We start from the raw sequence: 17,198 nt of genomic DNA on the forward strand, positions 1-17,198 counted from the left end.
ATGCGCATTCTCAGAATCGCACAGAAACTGTACCCGGACGTTGTCGGAGGCGGGCCATATCACGTCCACGCGCTGAGCCGAGACCAAGCGGCTATGGGCCACGATATCACCGTTGCGACCGTTATGAGCGACCAGTCATTGCCTGCTACTGAGGAGCGGGACGGATACACTATCAGACGGTTTCCTGCCATCGCGTCGCCGTTAGGAAACGCTATCTCGCCGGCGCTGATCGACTTCGTTCGAAACAGCGACGAGTACGGCGTCGTCCACGCTCATTCCCATCTGTATGCCTCGACGGTGGCGGCAGCGATCAACCGTCTGGTCGGCGAGACACCGCTGGCGATCACTAACCACGGACTCTACTCCCAAAGCGCTCCTCGAGCCGTGTTCGAACTCTACCTCCGGACGATTGGACGGATGACGTTCCAAGCGTCCGATACCGTGTTCTGCTACACTACTATTGATCGAGACCGGCTTCGAGCTCGCGGGATCACCAGTTCGATCGAAGTCATCGCGAACGGGATCGACACGACTCGTTTTACGCCGACTGGTCCGACGGCGGACAATATTGACAAGACAATGCCGACGATTCTCTTTGTCGGTCGACTCGTTAAAGGTAAACGACTGGACCGCGTAATCGACGCACTCCCCGCAATTCAGTCGGCAGTTCCCGATACACGATTGGTCGTCTGCGGTGACGGGCCGTTACGACCAGAGCTCGAAGACCTAGCAATCGACCTTGATGTAGCGGGCACCCTCGACTTTCTCGGCACAGTCCCGTACGATGAAATGCCGACCGTATACCGAAGTGCTGATGTGCTTGTCCTCCCGAGCGAATCGGAAGGTTTACCAAGGACCGTGCTCGAAGCGCTCGCGACCGAGACACCAGTCATTACGAGCGACCTGCCGCAACTGAGAGAAATCGTAGAGGACACCGGAAAGACGGTCCCGATCGATGAAGATGTTGGCCTGGCAGATGCTGTTATCGAACTGCTTACTGACGACCACATGCGTGAGTACTGTGGTATGCGCGGTCGAGAACGTGTCGAGGAACAATTTGACTGGGAAGAGACGGTCCGCAAAACGACAGCAGCGCTGGAACGGCTCGCTATTCGATAATCGTCTGGATCCGGTACGGCTCTTGGTCCTGGTAGTAAATTCGGGTCAGTATTTCTGCGAGGACACCGAAAATGAATATCTGAAGCCCGAACAGGACAAGAGCGGTAACGAGCAATAGACGAGGGAGGTGCGGTTCGAGAGCGTTTCCAAGAACGAGCCGTGTGAACAACATGTGTATGCCGAGTAAGCCGCCAACGCTGAACACCACTGTACCAATGCTTCCGTACAGGTGTAGTGGACGCGTCGAAAACCGGTTCCAAAAGGCGTGAAACAGTAGATCGAGTGATCCCTTCATCAAGCGCTTGGCACCGTACTTCGAGCTACCGTACTTACGCTCACGATGATTTACTTCTGTTTCTGTGATTCTATATCCCTTATTGTAGAGTTTCGCGGGGATATAGCGATGTCCCTCACCATAGAGGTCAATGTCACGCAGGCTGTCCGCGTTATAGACTTTTAATGTGCAGCCGAAGTCGTGAATATCTGGACCGGTCCGTTTGGCGAGATAGGTCTGGATAGTTGATGGAAGACGCTTCGTTATCGGATCTTGACGATTAACTCGTCGACCACTTACACAGTCGTAGCCTTCCTTATACTTCTTGAGGAGGCGAGGAATATCATTGGGATCGTTCTGTCGATCCGCGTCCATCGTGACGATTATATCTCCTGTCGACGCGTCGATTCCGGCGGCCAGTGCAGCCGTCTGGCCGAAGTTACGACTGAGAAAGAGAGCACGAACGGTATCGTGTCGTTCGGCGAGCTCGCGAAGTTGTCTGCGCGATCCATCGGTACTCCCGTCATCAGCAAACACGAGTTCGAACGGGGTGTACTCTTCCAGTTCCGACGCCGATAGGACGTTGAGTATCTCGTCTATGAGGGGTTCGATATTTCCCTGTTCGTTATATACAGGAATTACTATTGATAAGCCGCCATAGTCTACCTGATCGGAAGTATCTCTTTTGAGTTCTACTCCATCGCTACTCATTGGTCATCCGATACTCTCCGATCCAAATAACATCTCTGACTTCTCGCTATCCCATCGAGTATTCGTATGCGGATTCTATCTCGGTGGTGATCTCCTCCCACGCGAATCCCTCAAGAATTCGTTTGCGAGCGTTCGATCCCAGTTGCTGCTGTAGTTCGGGTGAGCGTACTGCCCGAATCAGATTGTCTGCGAAGGCCTCTGTATCGCCCGGTGGTGAGAGGAGCCCAGACTGGCCGTTTACGAGGTACTCCCCCACCTGACCGACGTCCTCAGCGACGATACACTGTCCAGCGAGCATTAGCTCGGTCAATTTCGCTGGGCATTTGGCTCGGTTTACGAGCGTATCGTCGAACGGATAGACCGCGACATCTGCTAGCTCGAAGACCCTTGGTAATTCGTCGAATTCTACCCACCCCGTGAGATGGACCGATTCGCCGATGCCAGCGCTTTCGGCGAGCTGACCGAACACCTGGCCGTCATCGTCTCTGCCTTCGCCGACGATGACGAACTGGACGTTCGGAATCCGCTTGCGGACCTGCCGAAACACTTCGATGACTCGAGCGAGTTCGTACTCGAAAAAACGCGTATACAACAGGACAATTGGTCCATCTCCAATGCCGTACTCCGTTCGGAGATTAGACGGGGTGGTATCGACTTGTTCGAATCGGTCGGGATCTTGGCCGTTCGGCACGTAGAACACCCTCTCTGGATCAATACCGAGACCCCACATCTGTGTCTCCAAGGTCTTACTGGCGACCGTCACGGCGTCGACGACTCGAGGAGCGAACCGCTCTTGATAGTGCATGACGAGTTCCTCGAGGCGCGATCGCCGTGAGCGCTCGTTTTGACCGCCGTCCCCCTCCCAGTCGTCGCTGTCGAGGACGACGGGACAGTCGACGCCAAGCCGCCGGAACTGCGAGAGGACCACCGCGACGATACCCGCGTGAGCGATGGGCTTGAATACGTGGACCAGATCGGGGCCCAGCGCTCGCACAGCGCTGACGAGTCGCCTGACGACTCGTACGTGCTCGAGACCGCCGCCCTCGAATCGGAGGTTCACCACTTCGACGCCGTTGACTTCCATTCGCCGTTCCGAGTATTCGAGGTTATCCCAGGGCGGAACGACAATCGTGACGTCGTGGCCGCGCGCCTGCAACTCCCGGGCGATCGGGATCATCCGGGCGCTGACCGTCCCTCGCGGCTCGAGGGCGAACGGCGCGACGAAGACGATCCGTCGTGGGGCAGTAACGGTCATGAGCGTTCTAGGTCCTCGAACAACTGTACCCACTCTTCCGCTCGTTGTTCGGTCCAGAATCCCTGATCTTCGACGGCCTGGTGGGCGTTCTTGCCGAACTCCCGCCGCTTCTGCTCGTCTTCGATGAGTTCGCAGACGTAGCGCGTCCACTCTTCGGGCGAGTCCGCATGATACCCCGAGTGGCCGTGTTCGATGATCTCCGTAATCATCCCGACGGGCGTGGCGACGACGGGAATGCCGAGCGCCATCTTCTGGACAACAGACGTGTACCCTCCTTTCCCGCGGGTCCATTCGTCGTCAAACAGCGGTCGGATGCCGATGTCGACCTCTGTGAGGAGATCGAGTTCGTCCTCGAGAGTCCAGGTCTGGTAAGTCACGTCCGGATGGTCCCGGAGCGGAGTAACGGGTAGGTCGCCCGCCGTTATCACGTGGAGTTCGGTATCGTGCTGCTCCAAGATTGCCGCTAATGGTTCAGTGATGGACGCGAGATAGTGGAGGTTCTGGGGGTTGCCGATCCAACCCAGCGTGATCGTCTCAGATGGCTCAGTTTCCGATATCTGCTGCCTGTCGGGATACTTGTCTGTTGGAATCGGTGTCGGCAAGCAGACGACACGATCACAGTGCTGTCGAGCGTAGTTCTTGAGCGTCGGACTGCCGACGATCACCTGCGAACTGCACTGCAGCGTTTGGTCCAACAGCGATTTCCACTGATCCTCACAGTCTTCCCATTTCGGAGCCGTGTACACGGCATCGTCGAAATCATAAACGATGTCATCGCACAGCCTCTGCAAGAGCGCAACATAGTGGAACGGCAACGGAACGCGCTGCAGGAAGATGACATCGTAGAGGGGAGCACGAGCTAGCAGCTCGCCCATGAAGAGTACGTAGCCGAGCTCGTCGGGCCCAGGCAGGCGTTTTGAGAATTTTTTCGCGGAGAGAGTCTTATAGCTGATTTCGGCGTCGTCCAGAGCGGGGAGAAGGTTGAGAACTCGAAATCGGGTACTTGCCCGTGTTTCGTCTCCAGCGAGAATAAATAGGACATTCATTGCGAGAGGGAATCTCCTTCGGAAGATATGGATTTTTCGGATCGTTAGTTTTCCAGCCGTCGGCCATTTGGTCGGTTGCAGACAGTAAATTAGAAGACAGTACAGTTCGGACTACAGGATCAAATACTGGCCGCTTAAAGCACAACGCGGTTTGCAGAACCCTACGGAAAACGTTTAAACGCCGGATTCTAGAGTGCAGGTATGCCTAACCAAGAGACGAAGTCGGGATCACCTCTCGTCTCAGTTACGATCTGCAGTTATAATGCAGAAGATTTCCTGGAGAATACCTTAAGATCTGTAATTAAACAGACGTATAGTAATATGGAGATCTTAGTTCTGGACAATAATTCGACAGATGGCACACGTTCAATTCTCCGCGAGTATGAAGATCAGGACGACCGAATTGAAGTATTCTATTCAAACGAAAATAAAGGAGCTTTCAGAGGCCTTAATCACTTGATCGAAATCTGTGAAGGTGAATACATCGCAATTCAGGACCATGATGATATTTGGCACCCAGAAAAGATAGAGCGACAGGTTGAAGCACTCGAGAATAATGAACAATATATCGGGTGTGGTACTAATCTTATCAAGTTATTTGAAAACGAAGATAAAGTGGCATTTCGTCAATATTCTAAGTGTTCAAAAGTTGTGCCACACACCTCACTAATGTTCAGGAATGAAGGCTTCTACTACGACTCATCTATTGGGTATAAAACAGATGTGTACTTTATGAAATATATATTGTGTTCTGAAAATAGAAATTTATATGTACTACAAGATGCGTTAAGTATGCACCTAGTTAGAAGTGACAATAATAATTTAAGCAAAAAGTGGACAAAAGGGATACCAAGGAACGTAATTCGTTATTTCAATGCTACCGGGGAATTTAAAACACTTTGTTGGGGAATCATCGCGCATTTATTACCGGATGCTGCCATAAATAGAGTTAAGTATCAAATTTTAGATTTCGAATTTCAGAACATCGCTACCATTGCAGAGGACAATTTCACCAGACCATATCTAGGATATATAAAGAGCTATTGCCAAGCCCCAGAAAAGTAGTCACCGGCCGTAGTGCTCTACATTTCTAGGAACGCTCTTATGGCGTAGATTGTTGGTGAGTTAGAGTGCTGTTTCGAGGATGGCTTTTAGCGCTTCTTTCCCTGGTTTTCGGAAGACTTCGCGGCGGAGCTGGAACGCTCTGAGATACGGTGTGAGTCTGTCTTTGGAGACGCCTCGATACGGCGAGAGCCACTGTCGCGTCAGCGACGCGTGGCTCTCGCACGTGTTCACATGCACGTCTCCGTCAAAGTACTTACCGTCGCCGTGGATGACGCATTCGACCGCGAATACGTCGTCCTCGTCGAGTGATTCGTATGCCCGAAAGCCATCAGTATAGACGGTCAACAGCTCCTGCTGGCGGTCGGCCAGAAGGAGTCGAATCGTCGATTCATCCGCAGCTTTCGCCGGGATCACATACCGGTCACCACTACCATGATCCGCGAGAATGAACACAGGAGCTTGTCCTCAGCGTACGTTCCACGTCCGCGTGTGGACAGGCCACGCGAGCGCGACGGAGAGTGGTCTGTATAACCTTTGAAACTTCTCTTTGAGGCTGCAAAAGACGGACGTAGAACCGATACGAGGGAGAATGCTGTTCTCTCCGAGCACGGTTAGAATAATAATGGATATTCAACAGGGATTGTATTTGTGTGGAAAGTATGTAACGGCAATTAAATTAAGGAGTGAACTATTCATCGAGACGGCACATTACAACAGTTCTGGAAAAACAGCTCCCAGGAGTATATAAATAAGGATCCGCCAGCCCTAGACATACAACCATCCGTCTTTAGTTAGGAGACGAATCGCGTGACAGCGGCGGCTTATAGAGGTATGTTTGCGGAAGGAACGAGGAGGCGGCAAGTGTGCACCAAGACGCCTCCTCATCTCGGATTATGCGTCGGCTCACTACATTGTTTCCCTCTGAGTTCCTCAAAGAGCACGCCGAGGAACTCGGCGTGGTCGAACGTGACCGCAAGCTCCAGATCCCTGCCTTCGTCTGGGCGTTTGTGTTCGGCTTCGCCGCAGGCGAAAGCCGAACACTCGCTGGCTCCAGACGAAGCTACAACGCCACCGCTGACGAGCCGATCTCTCCAGGCGGTTTCTATAACCGGTTAACGCCCTCGCTCGCGGAGTATCTCCGCGACCTCGTCGAGGTCGCACTCGACGAGGTCGCTGTCCCGGATACAGTCGATGCAGATTTTGACCGATTCCGTGATGGTTGCTGACGGGACAATCCTGCGGTTACATCGGTTTCTCGCTGATGCGTACGAACCACGGAAAGGGGAGCAGGGTGGAGCGCGGCTCCACCTGCTCCACAACGTCACTAATCAGACGATCGACCGGTTCAGCGTCACTGACGAAAAAGCACACGACAGCACGGAGTTTGACACGGGTCCGTGGCTCAAAGACCGGTTGGTACTGTTCGATCAAGCGTACTTCAAGTACCGCCGTTTCGCACTGATCGACGAGAATGACGGCTACTTCGTGAGTCGGCTCAAATCAAACGTGAACCCGGTGATAACCGGAGAATTACGGGAATGGCGTGGCGACGCCATTCCCTTGGTGGGTGAGAAAGTCCACGACGTGGTTGATGAGCTCTATCGGCAGTATATCGATGTTGAGGTCGAGGCAGAATTCTAGCGCAGAGAGTATGCAGGGACGCAGTCGTGGGACACGAAGACGTTCCGCGTCGTCGGCGTCCTTGTTGCGGACGCCGACGACTACCATCTGTATATCACGAATCTCCCGCGAGAAGAGTTCTTACCGGCAGACCTAGCGATGATCTACCGCTGCAGATGGGAAGTTGAGTTGTTGTTCCGCGAACTCAAGACGCAGTACTCGTTGGACGAGTTTTCCACGAGCAAGAAGCACGTCGTTGAGATACTGCTGTACGCGGCGTTGCTGTCACTGCTGGTTAGCCGTGATCTGTTGGATCTGGTCACCGAGCAGGCAGATGATGAGCTCGTGTTTCCACCAGAACGCTGGGCGACGACCTTCCGGTCGCACGCCCAGCTCATCCTTCACGAACTCGGTGAACACCTCGGCTACTCTCCGCCACCGTTGCTGGAACGGTTGATCGACGACGCTCAGAAGATACACCAACAACGACCGATACTCCAAGAGAGGCTCGCTACCGCTACACAATCGAGGGCTGGGGCCTAACTAAAGACCAATGGACATACAACATGGGCCGGAGTAGCCATATTCCACGCTCCTCAGGACTGCATGTTCAATAGTTTCGCTGATCACTCATTGTCGCGCTCGCAGCCCTTGAGCCCGGCTTTCACGTACAGTTCATCAATTTCGACCGGACCTTCGAGGTGTGGCCGAGGCGCATCCAGCGCTCGCAGGAAGCGCTGGACGCGCCGGTAGATCGCCTTGTAGGAAACGTCGATCTCCACGTCTAACTGTCTGAGGCTCGTGTTGAACCGGATGTAGGTGTAGACGGCGAGAAACCACTTTCTGAGTGCCACCGCCGAGTGTTCGAAGACAGTGCCGGTCCGGTCGTTGAACATGCGGTTGCAATTCTTACAGCGATACCGCTGAAACACTCGATAGCTGCCGTACCGAATCACAGATTCGGCACAGCAGCGGGGGCAATAGACGGCGTTACGCCAGCGGACCTGTGCCAGCAGGTTCGCGGCCCGACGCTCCGAGACGAACGTCTTGATTGGGAACATCGTTCGTCGGGTGACGCGGTCGCGTCACCCTTGCCCTCTATGACTTCCAGCAACTGCTGAGAACAGACCAACAGTCTTCTACTCAAGAGCGTATGAAGTGACAGAGTTCGAGAGTGTAGTTACTTCACACCACACCTGTGTTATTTCGTCGGTCATCAACCGAGGTACATAGCGTGTATTCCATATGGGGTATCACTCGTTCAACCTCTTCATATATTCCTATGACAATCGGGCGCTCTCCGATAGTTTGAAAACTAAGCATCTTTTGCTAATCAGTGTCAACAAAACCGGTCGATGCCCAGGCTGAAAACGACTCCACAGAACAATACATAAAACACGCCGATTATAACAATGATACAAATTAGAAGAGTATATGTCTAGATGAATCCAATGTTGATTAAACAAAAACTACAATCGAAAACAGGTCGGTGGAACCAGATCCTTCGGAAAGGATGGGAGGTCTACCTCAATGAAGGAATAACAGAAGTATTAAAAACTGCTCCACCGTTTGCCGGCGCCGTCATTTTCAATTCGTACCTTCGAAACACACATAGTCGACAAGATTTTATTGATTCAGACGACCTACTCAGGTTTGATATTCCTCACGCTTGGCTATCTCAAAATGATGACGAAGCTGAAATCACGCTTAAACCACCAGATCAAGCAAATTTCGAAACAAGGTGGAAAACCGGCCCAGAAAAATTCTCACCAACGTATGTCTCTGAATTGCGTGATGTCGTATTAATCGGGCCAGACGCATTGAGGACTCTTGAGGACGGGCGGTTCCTCATCGAGGACCCGTATGATGCGATGGGTGATAAAAGAATATATACCTCAATTATTCGATTACTCAAACAAAACGGACGTAACAGTAAGTCGCAATTGTCTGCTATTCTCGAACCGTCAAATAGCGATTTTGATGCAGTCGAACCGGGACCAGTGTTCTCACTTGTTGGGTTCCCGCAATCATTCTATCATTGGATTATTGAATTTCTCCCCCGTATAAAATACCTGAGACAGTACCGCCGCGAAACAGGAAAGAACCCGACAATACTCATACCTGAACGGCCCCCGCAGTACATTATAGAATCATTAGAACTGCTTGGAATCGATACAGACACTTGTCATCCGTGGAAGGGGGGGGTCAAGAAATTTGAAAGATTTGTATATACATCGAACCCTCGAAACCCAAATGGGCTTCCGCACATAGTTGCCTGCCACTGGCTTCGGAACGAAATGCGTAGCAATGTCGAAATTGATGAAGCAGATTCTGAGTCACGTAATATATATATTTCTCGAGAAGACGCAGATGCGCGCCGAGTTATTAATGAGGACGCTCTTCTCTCCGTGCTATCGGCATACGGTTTCGAAAAGGTTGTTCTGTCAGAACTGAGTCTGAAAGATCAGATTCAGTTATTTGCAACAGCTGACACCGTTCTGGCACCTCATGGGGCTGGAATTGTAAACATAATTTATGGAATTAATATTGATGTAATAGAACTATTTGGGAAAAATATTCAGCAACACTATTATAATCTCTCCAATCTCATGGGACATAATTATAATTGTTTGAAATGTATGCCGGAAAACCAGATTGACATTGTGGTCGATACTGCCGAGGTCGAGTCTTGTTTGGACGAAGTTCTCACCGCAAGTGAATAAGCTGGAACCTCAGTTCGACTTCTAATGGTTATACACGTGACACTACTGTAGTATTTGCACTAATAGCCAGAGGACTAACAAAATGTTTACATCGTAGGGGGGGTAGCCATATTATAAGATGTCGCATAAGGTACTTGTAACGGGAGGTGCTGGTTTTCTCGGAAGCCATCTGTGTGAACAACTCCTTTCTGCTGGCCAAGAAGTGTATTGTCTCGATAATTTCAGCAGTGGTCGCCGACATAACATCACCTCTTTCGAGGGCAACGATTCATTTCATCTCATGGATCGGGATGTTCGAACCCCCAGTTCACTCCCTCAGATAGACCGAATATATCACCTGGCATCACGTGCATCCCCTGCTGATTTCCAAGAGTACCCTGTCCAGATAGCGCTTGCAAATACTCAAGGAACTCGTCAGTTGCTTGACCATGCTCGTGCGTGTGGTGCAAGAATTCTCTTTGCAAGTACGAGTGAAGTGTACGGGGACCCGGAAGTGCATCCACAGCCTGAAACATATAATGGGAATGTGAACATTCGAGGTATTCGAGGGTGTTACGATGAGTCGAAAAGATTCGGAGAAACCCTTGCAGTCGCATACCGACGAAAATACGATATTGATGCCAGAGCCGTCCGAATTTTCAACACATACGGCCCACGGATGCGACCAGATGATGGGCGAGTTATTCCTACGTTTATAAACCAGGCGCTGAATGATGAAGATCTCACAGTATACGGTGACGGGGAGCAAACCCGTAGTTTCTGCTATGTCGATGATCTAGTAGATGGGTTGATATCAGTGATGAATCATTCCAATCCAAACTACGATGTATATAACATAGGCAGAGCAAATGAGCGGACCATTTTGGAGCTCGCAGAGGAGATAACGGAGTTAATTGAGACAAATTCAGGTATCGTTTTTGAACCGTTACCGGAAGATGACCCTACCCGACGAAAGCCAGATCTCAGTCGGGTTCATAACGATATCGGTTGGTACCCAGAGATCGACCTATCATCAGGACTTGAAAATACGATCAGTTATTTCCAAGAACACGAAGAATAAGCAACTTATCGAGGGTGTCATAGAACGAGTGGCACACCAAAGAGCAGGGTGAACGCTGTGGTGGATGAGCCCAGCGACCCTGCAAGAGCATTCTTCGGTAGAGACGTTCTTCAATGTCGTGGAGACAGAGACGCTAGCGTTGTTTGAGCATCTCTCCTTCGATTTTCTCGAAGAGTTCGACGTGTTCGCCCCGGCGGAGACGGGGCGAACACGAGATCATGAGCCACCAGAGATGATGCGTGGCTTCCTCCATTGCTACTACAAAGACATCTACGGCATCCTCCCCGTTGAACGAGAGCTTCAGAATACAGTTGTCTGGCTCAGTTGTGGCTTCGATCGACCGCCGTCGAGAGACGCGGTCGATCGCTTTCTCACCGATCTCGAACACGTCGTTGACGAAATCTTCGACCACCTCGTCGAGCAGGCCGCCCGCCGGGGCCTGCTCGACTTGACCTACTGCATCGATTCGACTGAGGTGAGAACGATGCCAGCCGATCAAGATGCGTCGAAATGCTACGATCCAACCGCCGAAGAATACTACTACGGCTGTACGATCGTCTCAACCGGACAAAAGATCCCTATCGCCGCGGAATTCACCGAGAGCAAACAAGCACCAGAAGAGACGGCGATGCGCGTCACGCGTGACGCGCTCGCCGTCGAACAGCCGATCTGGATGGTCGGTGATAGTGCCTACGACACGCTTGACTGGCACGACCACCTGCTGGCCGCAGGGGTCGTGCCAGTCGCTCCGTACAACGCACGAAACACTGACGACCCGAAAGACATCGAGTACAGGGTCGAAGACCGCATCACCGAGCACAGTAAGGACGTTCAGCTGAAGCAGTCGACGTTAGACGAGACGTACAACCGCCGCACAGGAGTCGAACGAACCAACAATGCAGTCAAGGACTGCGGCCTCGGGCACGTCCGAGCCCGAGGCCGCGTCCATGCACGAGCGCAGGTGTTTCTTGCTCTATGTCTCCGTCTCGTCGTTGCGATCACCAACTATGAACGTGGAGACAATCCAGGAAGCACCGTGATATCGGTGTGAGAAGACTTCTATCTGTACTTCCGAGGTTTAACGCTACAGTTAACGGTTAGCGACCAGGTTCTACAGGTTGAGCTGGTTGAGAAAAAGAACGGCGGAATCAGTAGTGACTGGGAGTGGCACTCTAAGAACAACTCAGAGATGTGGTCGCGCACATGCGTGTACTTGCCTGGAATTCTGGTGGTAGAGAAGAACCAAGAGAGCGCTGCCGCTACAGCGGCAGGCGCTCTCGTCGAGGAGGTAGCTACCACGGGGAGTAGCTCTGAAGCATATACTCTGCTAACTCCTCTGCTCGGTCTCGATCACACCCCTTGTCCTCCATCAGCCCCTGAATCGCTGATTCTCGAACGATCTGGCCGATTACTTCTTCGAATGATGAGAAATCAGAGTGATTTGTACCGGTCTCAAGCCGCCGCCGTACCACGAACGCATGGGCTAACATCACCACCGCTAGTGATTAACGCAACTTTTGGATATACTCGCCGAGATGATTCTCGATCCACGAGCTCGCAAAGCTCAACCGTTCGGTCAGTTTCGTGAAGATCTCATCGAGGAGGGCGCGGTACTCATCCGCGCCCTCCACGATGAGTGGTGACGACTCCTATTTGAGACTCTTCCAGACGGATTCGATCGGATTGAGGTGTGGAGAACCGACCGGAAGAAAGATGAGATCTATTCCAAGTTCGTGAGCGCGTTTCCGCGTGTATTCACATATGTGTGAGGAGAAATTATCCAAGACGAGCAGAATCCGCTTGCCGGGATTCTGCTCGCGGATCCGTCGAAAACACTCACAGATCTGCTCTTTTGTCTGATCCACGGGGAACTGGAGAACACTCTCGCCAGTAAGCGCATAGAACCCGGCCGCTGGTGTATCGATTTTCACCAGCGGCCGGGTGATCGTCGGCTCGCTGACGGTATAGAGCCGCTGAGAATTGTCCCATGGTTGCGGGTGAGAGATGTCAAAGAAGCCGATTGCTGTGCCTCCATCTGTACAAATATCGTCATCAATCTCCCAGTTTTCGCTACTGTCGTCGTTAGAGAGTTTGTTATGGGGCTTCTCAGGGCCCTCCTCGTCGAACGCGTCTGCAGCGCGTTCGTCGAGGATCTTGTCAGCGTTGTCTGGTCGATCTGGCCGCTCTGTCCGCGGAATTGCGTACGAGAGCCCGAGGTCGGCCAGCATTCGTGGAAGATAATTCGGATGATACTCGATGTCGAATTCAGTGTTCAGGAGGTGCTGTATCTCCTGTTTTTTCCACGGTTCGCCTTCTCGAAGGAGTTTGACGAGGCGCTCTCGTTGGCCATCGCCGAGCTTCGGGGGCCTGCCGCCCCCGAAGTTCGGCATCACTGACCAAGACCACCTTCATTCCAAAGATCTGCCCAGCGACTTCCGGTTGACTGGGACATTCCGACATCATCGGCTGCATCTTCGAGCGTCGCACCCTTGTACAGCCGCTTGATGAAGGTGAGGCGCTTGCTCATCTTCTCATTATCTGTCTGCGTGAGCAAGCGGTCGAGATCGTCCTCACTCAGGTGACGGACGATCTCTTTTTTTTACCAGCCATGACGTCACCGACTCAGAGTACACCCAACTCTTCTGTGAATCACTAGAGGTGGTGATGAACGCCCTTCCAGGTTCGCCCCTGGAACTCGTCAGCACCGAGGTTTTGCTTGACATCTCTGTGGAACTGCTCTACGCACCAGCGGAGTTGTGCCCAAGACACTAATTCCTCCAGTGACGCCTCGTCGACGCCTCAGCATATCCATGCTCTGAGTACACTGTTTTCTTCGTCCTCGTCATCGTTCTTCTCGTTCTTCAGGAGCAACCAGCCTGTTTCATCGCTCACCCACCCTGTATCCCGACATTTTACCTCTCGAACTCGTGTTCGATAGAATTCACTGGAGAGGGGTTCTTTGGTCCCTTCATTCCACGTAATCTCGGTCCAAGCGTCGTCGCCGAGTGCCTCGGCGACTTCCGCTGGCATCTCCGACGTCACGTCTTCAGGATGAGCAGCGTGCTTCCGATTGGGATGCGCGTCTGGATGGATAAGGTCGGTGTCCTCAGGAACGGTCCGGAACTCCGTCGGCGACACTTCCAAGACATATGGCTCAGAAATCGCCCGGAGTTTCAGACGGAAACTCCGGGCTTCGCCGAAGAATCTGTCAGCAACGACACAGCCGTGATCGATCTCGGTTGAGACTGCCTGTTCGACGAGTTCCAAGGCTAGCTCAGGCTTCGACTGGTGTTTAATGTCGGCGAGGACAGCTGTGTTTTTCTGCCACTGAGCGTAGCGTTCTCGTTCTTGCTGGCTCTCGTAGTCTGCATCGTCGTCGCCAGTCCACTTTTGGGACAGGAACAATCGCATCCCCAGTGGCCAGGTAAGTTGGTCAGCATTCTGCCGCTCGCCGGGTCTGGCGAGCGTGCAGTTGACCGTCACCTGGCAGTTGTCAAGTTTTCCAGTCACACCACACCACTGACGAGCGACGCCAACACTGTCCTTTCCCGTCTTCGGGATGCCCATACCATCGACGATCAGTGCAGCTTCGTGCCCTTGGATCGCTTCGGGAACGCGTTCCCGAAGCTCAGCCTCGACGCGTTCGTGTTCCCATGGACTCTCACGGACAAACCGTTCGAGCCGTTCCTGATCGGTGTGCATTTTCTTGGCGATGTCGGTGATGGTGTTGGTACTTCCGGGGCGCAGCAGGCCCCGGAAGTACCGGCCTGCGTTCAGCCATGTCCGTTCGTTTTTCGGCCATGTCGATCCATCTATCCGAGTCGTGAATGCTGAACGGTAGCCACTGAGAAACTGTAGTCCTTCGGCCTGACTGCGTGTCACGTTGTTCATCATACCTCATCTAAGGCGTTCTGTGACCGAAAACCAACTGTCGAAGCTAAACCTCGGAAGTACAGTTATGACACCCTCAACTTATCTGCTACCCAGTTCTTCCCTTCTGGGATGTACTGTATCCCGAATTACTCGAACATATCGGCCAACCATCGGGCGCGGTCCCGAAGTTCACGGAGGTGTTGCTCGTTCGTATTCCAGTTACCTATACCATTGTTGAACCGGATGTAGGTGTAGACGGCGAGAAACCACTTTCTGAGTGCCACCGCCGAGTGTTCGAAGACAGTGCCGGTCCGGTCGTTGAACATGCGGTCGCAATTCTTACAGCGATACCGCTGAAACACTCGATAGCTGCCGTACCGAATCACAGATTCGGCACAGCAGCGGGGGCAATAGACGGCGTTACGCCAGCAGACCTGTGCCAGCAGGTTCGCGGCCCGACGCTCCGAGACGAACGTCTTGATTGGGAACATCGTTCGTCGGGTGACGCGGTCGCGTCACCCTTGCCCTCTATGACTTCCAGCAACTGCTGAGAACAGACTAACAATCCTCTATTCAAGAGCGCCTCTAGAAATAAAATAAGCTCCTGTCAGTTTGCCATTTCCAATTTCTGCTGCCAAACTTCAGGGTTTCTTCTTCGCAACTAGAAGGCAATTCAATGGGAAATACTCAGAATTGCCAGTAAATTTGTCTATTAACACTAATAATTTCTGCATAGTATTATTTATCTTGAGAGTTATCGTTGACGCCACAGGAAGATGATAAGTCGCGCCCAGTAGGAACGTCGCTAAAGAGTAACCAAGAAAACTAAATAACCCACCTACAGGATCCACTCGGACAACTTCAAAGCCAACATCTTCGGCCAGTCTTCGGATACCGTGTGGGGTGTACCGATTGTAATCGTGAGGTTCGTTGTGTAGATACGCTAAGTGGGGCACCGTCACAACGGCTGTGCCGTTGGACTTCAACACTCGATGGATCTCCGCCATCGCTTCATCAGGGTTCGGCACGTGCTCTAACACGTTCCTGCAGAACACCGTATCGTATGTACCGGACCCGAGATCCATATCCTGAATATCTTGTTGATAGTCCAGATCTGGATTGTCAATGATATCCAGACTTTCATAATCTGTACAGTGTTCTTCGACTACCGGTTTATAAAGTAGGTCGCCTGCCCCGGCGTCGAGTAGTTTTCCTTCCGCGTGTTGATCTAAAGCAGTCTGAATAGCCGGGAGGAGAGTCAGACTGGAGGCAGACGTTTGCCAATACTTCCGGCCCAGTTCAGATTGCATATCGCTAATGTTCTGTTGGATAGTTTCTTTTAGACCCATTATATCTCCCTGTATTTTGCCTTGTAACGATCTGCCACTTTGCCCCAACTCATTTTTTCTACTATCTGTCGGGACTCATTGCCTGCAGCACGAATCGACTCCTTATCGTATCTACTGATTGCCTCTGAGATTGCATCCGGGTCCTCTGGAGGCACGACCATTCCATTACCATGAATCAACTCTTCCGTGCCGCCCGTGTTGGTCGTGATTATCGGTAAACCGGCAGCCATCGCTTCTAATACAGTGTTGCTCATACCTTCGTTTTTCGATGGTAGGACAAACAAGTCTGCCGTTTCATAGTATTCGTTGATTTCATCGTGCGGAATGTAGCCTGTAAAAGTTATACGTTCTTCAATGCCGAGATCCACGGCAAGGTCTTGCAATGCCTCTGCTTGTTCTCCATCTCCTACGATCGTCAACTTGACGTCGAGATCATCAACAGCCTTGATCAAGTCGTCGACTCCTTTCCTTTCGATCAATCGGGAGACACACAGTATATGTAACGTGTCTCTATTATGGTACTCCGGGTTGAATTCGTCGACAGAAACACCATTGGGGATCACATCAATCAGTACATCTGAAGTTTCCAACGCCAGCTCACGGAGTCCCTGCGAATTAGCAATCACCGACTCCGCGTCCTGCCACACTTTTCGAATCAACGGCTTCAACACAACGTATTGCCACGAGAATCGCTCGTTGTAACCCGGGACATCACTTCCACGAAGGGCTACAATGTATGGTATTCCGAGGAGGTTTGCAATGATTCCCGAGGGTACGCCGAACCAGGCATGAACAAGGTCGTAGTTCGTGTGCCTAATCAACTCACGGGATTTCTGATATGCTTTCCAGCTGTAACGGAGAATCTCTGCTTGAGTCCAATAATGAATAGCATTTTTGTTAACATTGAGCCGATACAGAGTGATATTCTCCGCGATCGACCTCTCTTGATACTCTCCCTGAGAGGAGGTCACAAGATCAATTACAATATCATCTTGATCTGCGAATTCATCTAGGAGATATTTATTAGCGTTTGCTGCACCACCTCCAAGAGGTGGGTACTCGTAGTTTAACATCAAAATCTGCTTCCGGGTCACTTCACTGTC

12 protein-coding genes and 5 pseudogenes are annotated in these 17,198 nt (G+C 51.8%); 6 read left to right on the top strand and 11 right to left on the bottom strand.

Translation table 11 applies throughout. The annotated features are described in order from the left end of the window. Window positions 1–1,119, top strand: a complete 1,119-nt coding sequence (locus ACFR99_RS04325) for a glycosyltransferase family 4 protein (RefSeq protein WP_390284720.1) — start codon at window positions 1–3, stop codon at window positions 1,117–1,119. Here the strand turns inward: ACFR99_RS04325 and ACFR99_RS04330 are convergent. Genes ACFR99_RS04330 through ACFR99_RS04340 form a run of 3 tightly spaced genes read right to left on the bottom strand, consistent with a single transcriptional unit; the run spans window position 1,109 to window position 4,054 of the window. Continuing rightward, on the bottom strand, window positions 1,109–2,104 hold the full coding sequence (locus ACFR99_RS04330; RefSeq protein WP_390284721.1) for a glycosyltransferase family 2 protein: 996 nt from the start codon (window positions 2,102–2,104) through the stop codon (window positions 1,109–1,111). The two genes, ACFR99_RS04325 and ACFR99_RS04330, sit on opposite strands and share 11 nt — an antisense overlap. A gap of 46 nt (window positions 2,105–2,150) precedes the next feature. Next, complete coding sequence (locus ACFR99_RS04335) at window positions 2,151–3,359, bottom strand: glycosyltransferase family 4 protein (protein WP_390284722.1); 1,209 nt, start codon at window positions 3,357–3,359, stop codon at window positions 2,151–2,153. Next, on the bottom strand, window positions 3,356–4,054 hold the full coding sequence (locus tag ACFR99_RS04340) for a glycosyltransferase family 4 protein (protein WP_390284723.1): 699 nt from the start codon (window positions 4,052–4,054) through the stop codon (window positions 3,356–3,358). Before ACFR99_RS04340 ends, ACFR99_RS04335 begins: the two co-directional genes overlap by 4 nt. Before the next feature lie 552 nt (window positions 4,055–4,606). Here ACFR99_RS04340 and ACFR99_RS04345 point away from each other — a divergent pair. Then, complete coding sequence (locus tag ACFR99_RS04345; protein ID WP_390284724.1) at window positions 4,607–5,470, top strand: glycosyltransferase family 2 protein; 864 nt, start codon at window positions 4,607–4,609, stop codon at window positions 5,468–5,470. 60 nt (window positions 5,471–5,530) lie between these two features. On the opposite strand, the pseudogene ACFR99_RS04350 reads toward ACFR99_RS04345, so the two are convergent. After that, window positions 5,531–5,988 (bottom strand): annotated as a pseudogene (locus ACFR99_RS04350) (IS1595 family transposase); the annotation flags it as partial. A gap of 375 nt (window positions 5,989–6,363) precedes the next feature. On the opposite strand from ACFR99_RS04350, the pseudogene ACFR99_RS04355 reads away from it, so the two are divergent. Continuing rightward, a pseudogene (locus ACFR99_RS04355) lies at window positions 6,364–7,633 on the top strand (IS4 family transposase). A 92-nt stretch (window positions 7,634–7,725) separates the two neighbouring features. Here the strand turns inward: ACFR99_RS04355 and ACFR99_RS04360 are convergent. Then, a pseudogene (locus ACFR99_RS04360) lies at window positions 7,726–8,151 on the bottom strand (transposase); the annotation flags it as partial. Between the two features lie 381 nt (window positions 8,152–8,532). Between ACFR99_RS04360 and ACFR99_RS04365 the strand changes: the two are divergent. The 3 genes from ACFR99_RS04365 to ACFR99_RS04375 all read left to right on the top strand — a co-directional run bounded on the left by ACFR99_RS04365 (window position 8,533) and on the right by ACFR99_RS04375 (window position 11,924). Then, complete coding sequence (locus tag ACFR99_RS04365; protein ID WP_390284725.1) at window positions 8,533–9,813, top strand: glycosyltransferase family 61 protein; 1,281 nt, start codon at window positions 8,533–8,535, stop codon at window positions 9,811–9,813. A gap of 118 nt (window positions 9,814–9,931) precedes the next feature. Continuing rightward, window positions 9,932–10,873, top strand: a complete 942-nt coding sequence (locus ACFR99_RS04370) for a UDP-glucuronic acid decarboxylase family protein (protein WP_390284726.1) — start codon at window positions 9,932–9,934, stop codon at window positions 10,871–10,873. 64 nt (window positions 10,874–10,937) lie between these two features. After that, window positions 10,938–11,924, top strand: coding sequence for a transposase (locus tag ACFR99_RS04375; RefSeq protein WP_390284727.1), 987 nt, complete (start codon window positions 10,938–10,940; stop codon window positions 11,922–11,924). A 454-nt stretch (window positions 11,925–12,378) separates the two neighbouring features. On the opposite strand, the pseudogene ACFR99_RS04380 reads toward ACFR99_RS04375, so the two are convergent. The 6 genes and pseudogenes from ACFR99_RS04380 to ACFR99_RS04405 all read right to left on the bottom strand — a co-directional run bounded on the left by ACFR99_RS04380 (window position 12,379) and on the right by ACFR99_RS04405 (window position 17,189). Continuing rightward, window positions 12,379–13,463, bottom strand: a pseudogene (locus ACFR99_RS04380) (IS630 family transposase). 62 nt (window positions 13,464–13,525) lie between these two features. Then, the gene (locus tag ACFR99_RS04385; RefSeq protein ID WP_390285385.1) at window positions 13,526–13,654 is read right to left on the bottom strand and encodes a hypothetical protein; all 129 of its coding nucleotides are present in this window, start codon (window positions 13,652–13,654) and stop codon (window positions 13,526–13,528) included. 18 nt (window positions 13,655–13,672) lie between these two features. Then, the gene (locus ACFR99_RS04390; protein WP_390284729.1) at window positions 13,673–14,767 is read right to left on the bottom strand and encodes an IS701 family transposase; all 1,095 of its coding nucleotides are present in this window, start codon (window positions 14,765–14,767) and stop codon (window positions 13,673–13,675) included. 203 nt (window positions 14,768–14,970) lie between these two features. Further along, window positions 14,971–15,237: pseudogene (locus tag ACFR99_RS04395) on the bottom strand (transposase); the annotation flags it as partial. Between the two features lie 150 nt (window positions 15,238–15,387). Continuing rightward, window positions 15,388–16,095, bottom strand: coding sequence for a class I SAM-dependent methyltransferase (locus ACFR99_RS04400; protein ID WP_390284731.1), 708 nt, complete (start codon window positions 16,093–16,095; stop codon window positions 15,388–15,390). Continuing rightward, complete coding sequence (locus ACFR99_RS04405) at window positions 16,095–17,189, bottom strand: glycosyltransferase (RefSeq protein WP_390284733.1); 1,095 nt, start codon at window positions 17,187–17,189, stop codon at window positions 16,095–16,097. The genes ACFR99_RS04400 and ACFR99_RS04405 overlap by 1 nt, the downstream gene beginning before the upstream one ends. Window positions 17,190–17,198 lie beyond the last annotated feature (9 nt).

Origin of the sequence: Haloarchaeobius amylolyticus, from assembly GCF_042678045.1 — an archaeon.
Taxonomy (GTDB): domain Archaea; phylum Halobacteriota; class Halobacteria; order Halobacteriales; family Natrialbaceae; genus Natrinema; species Natrinema amylolyticus_A.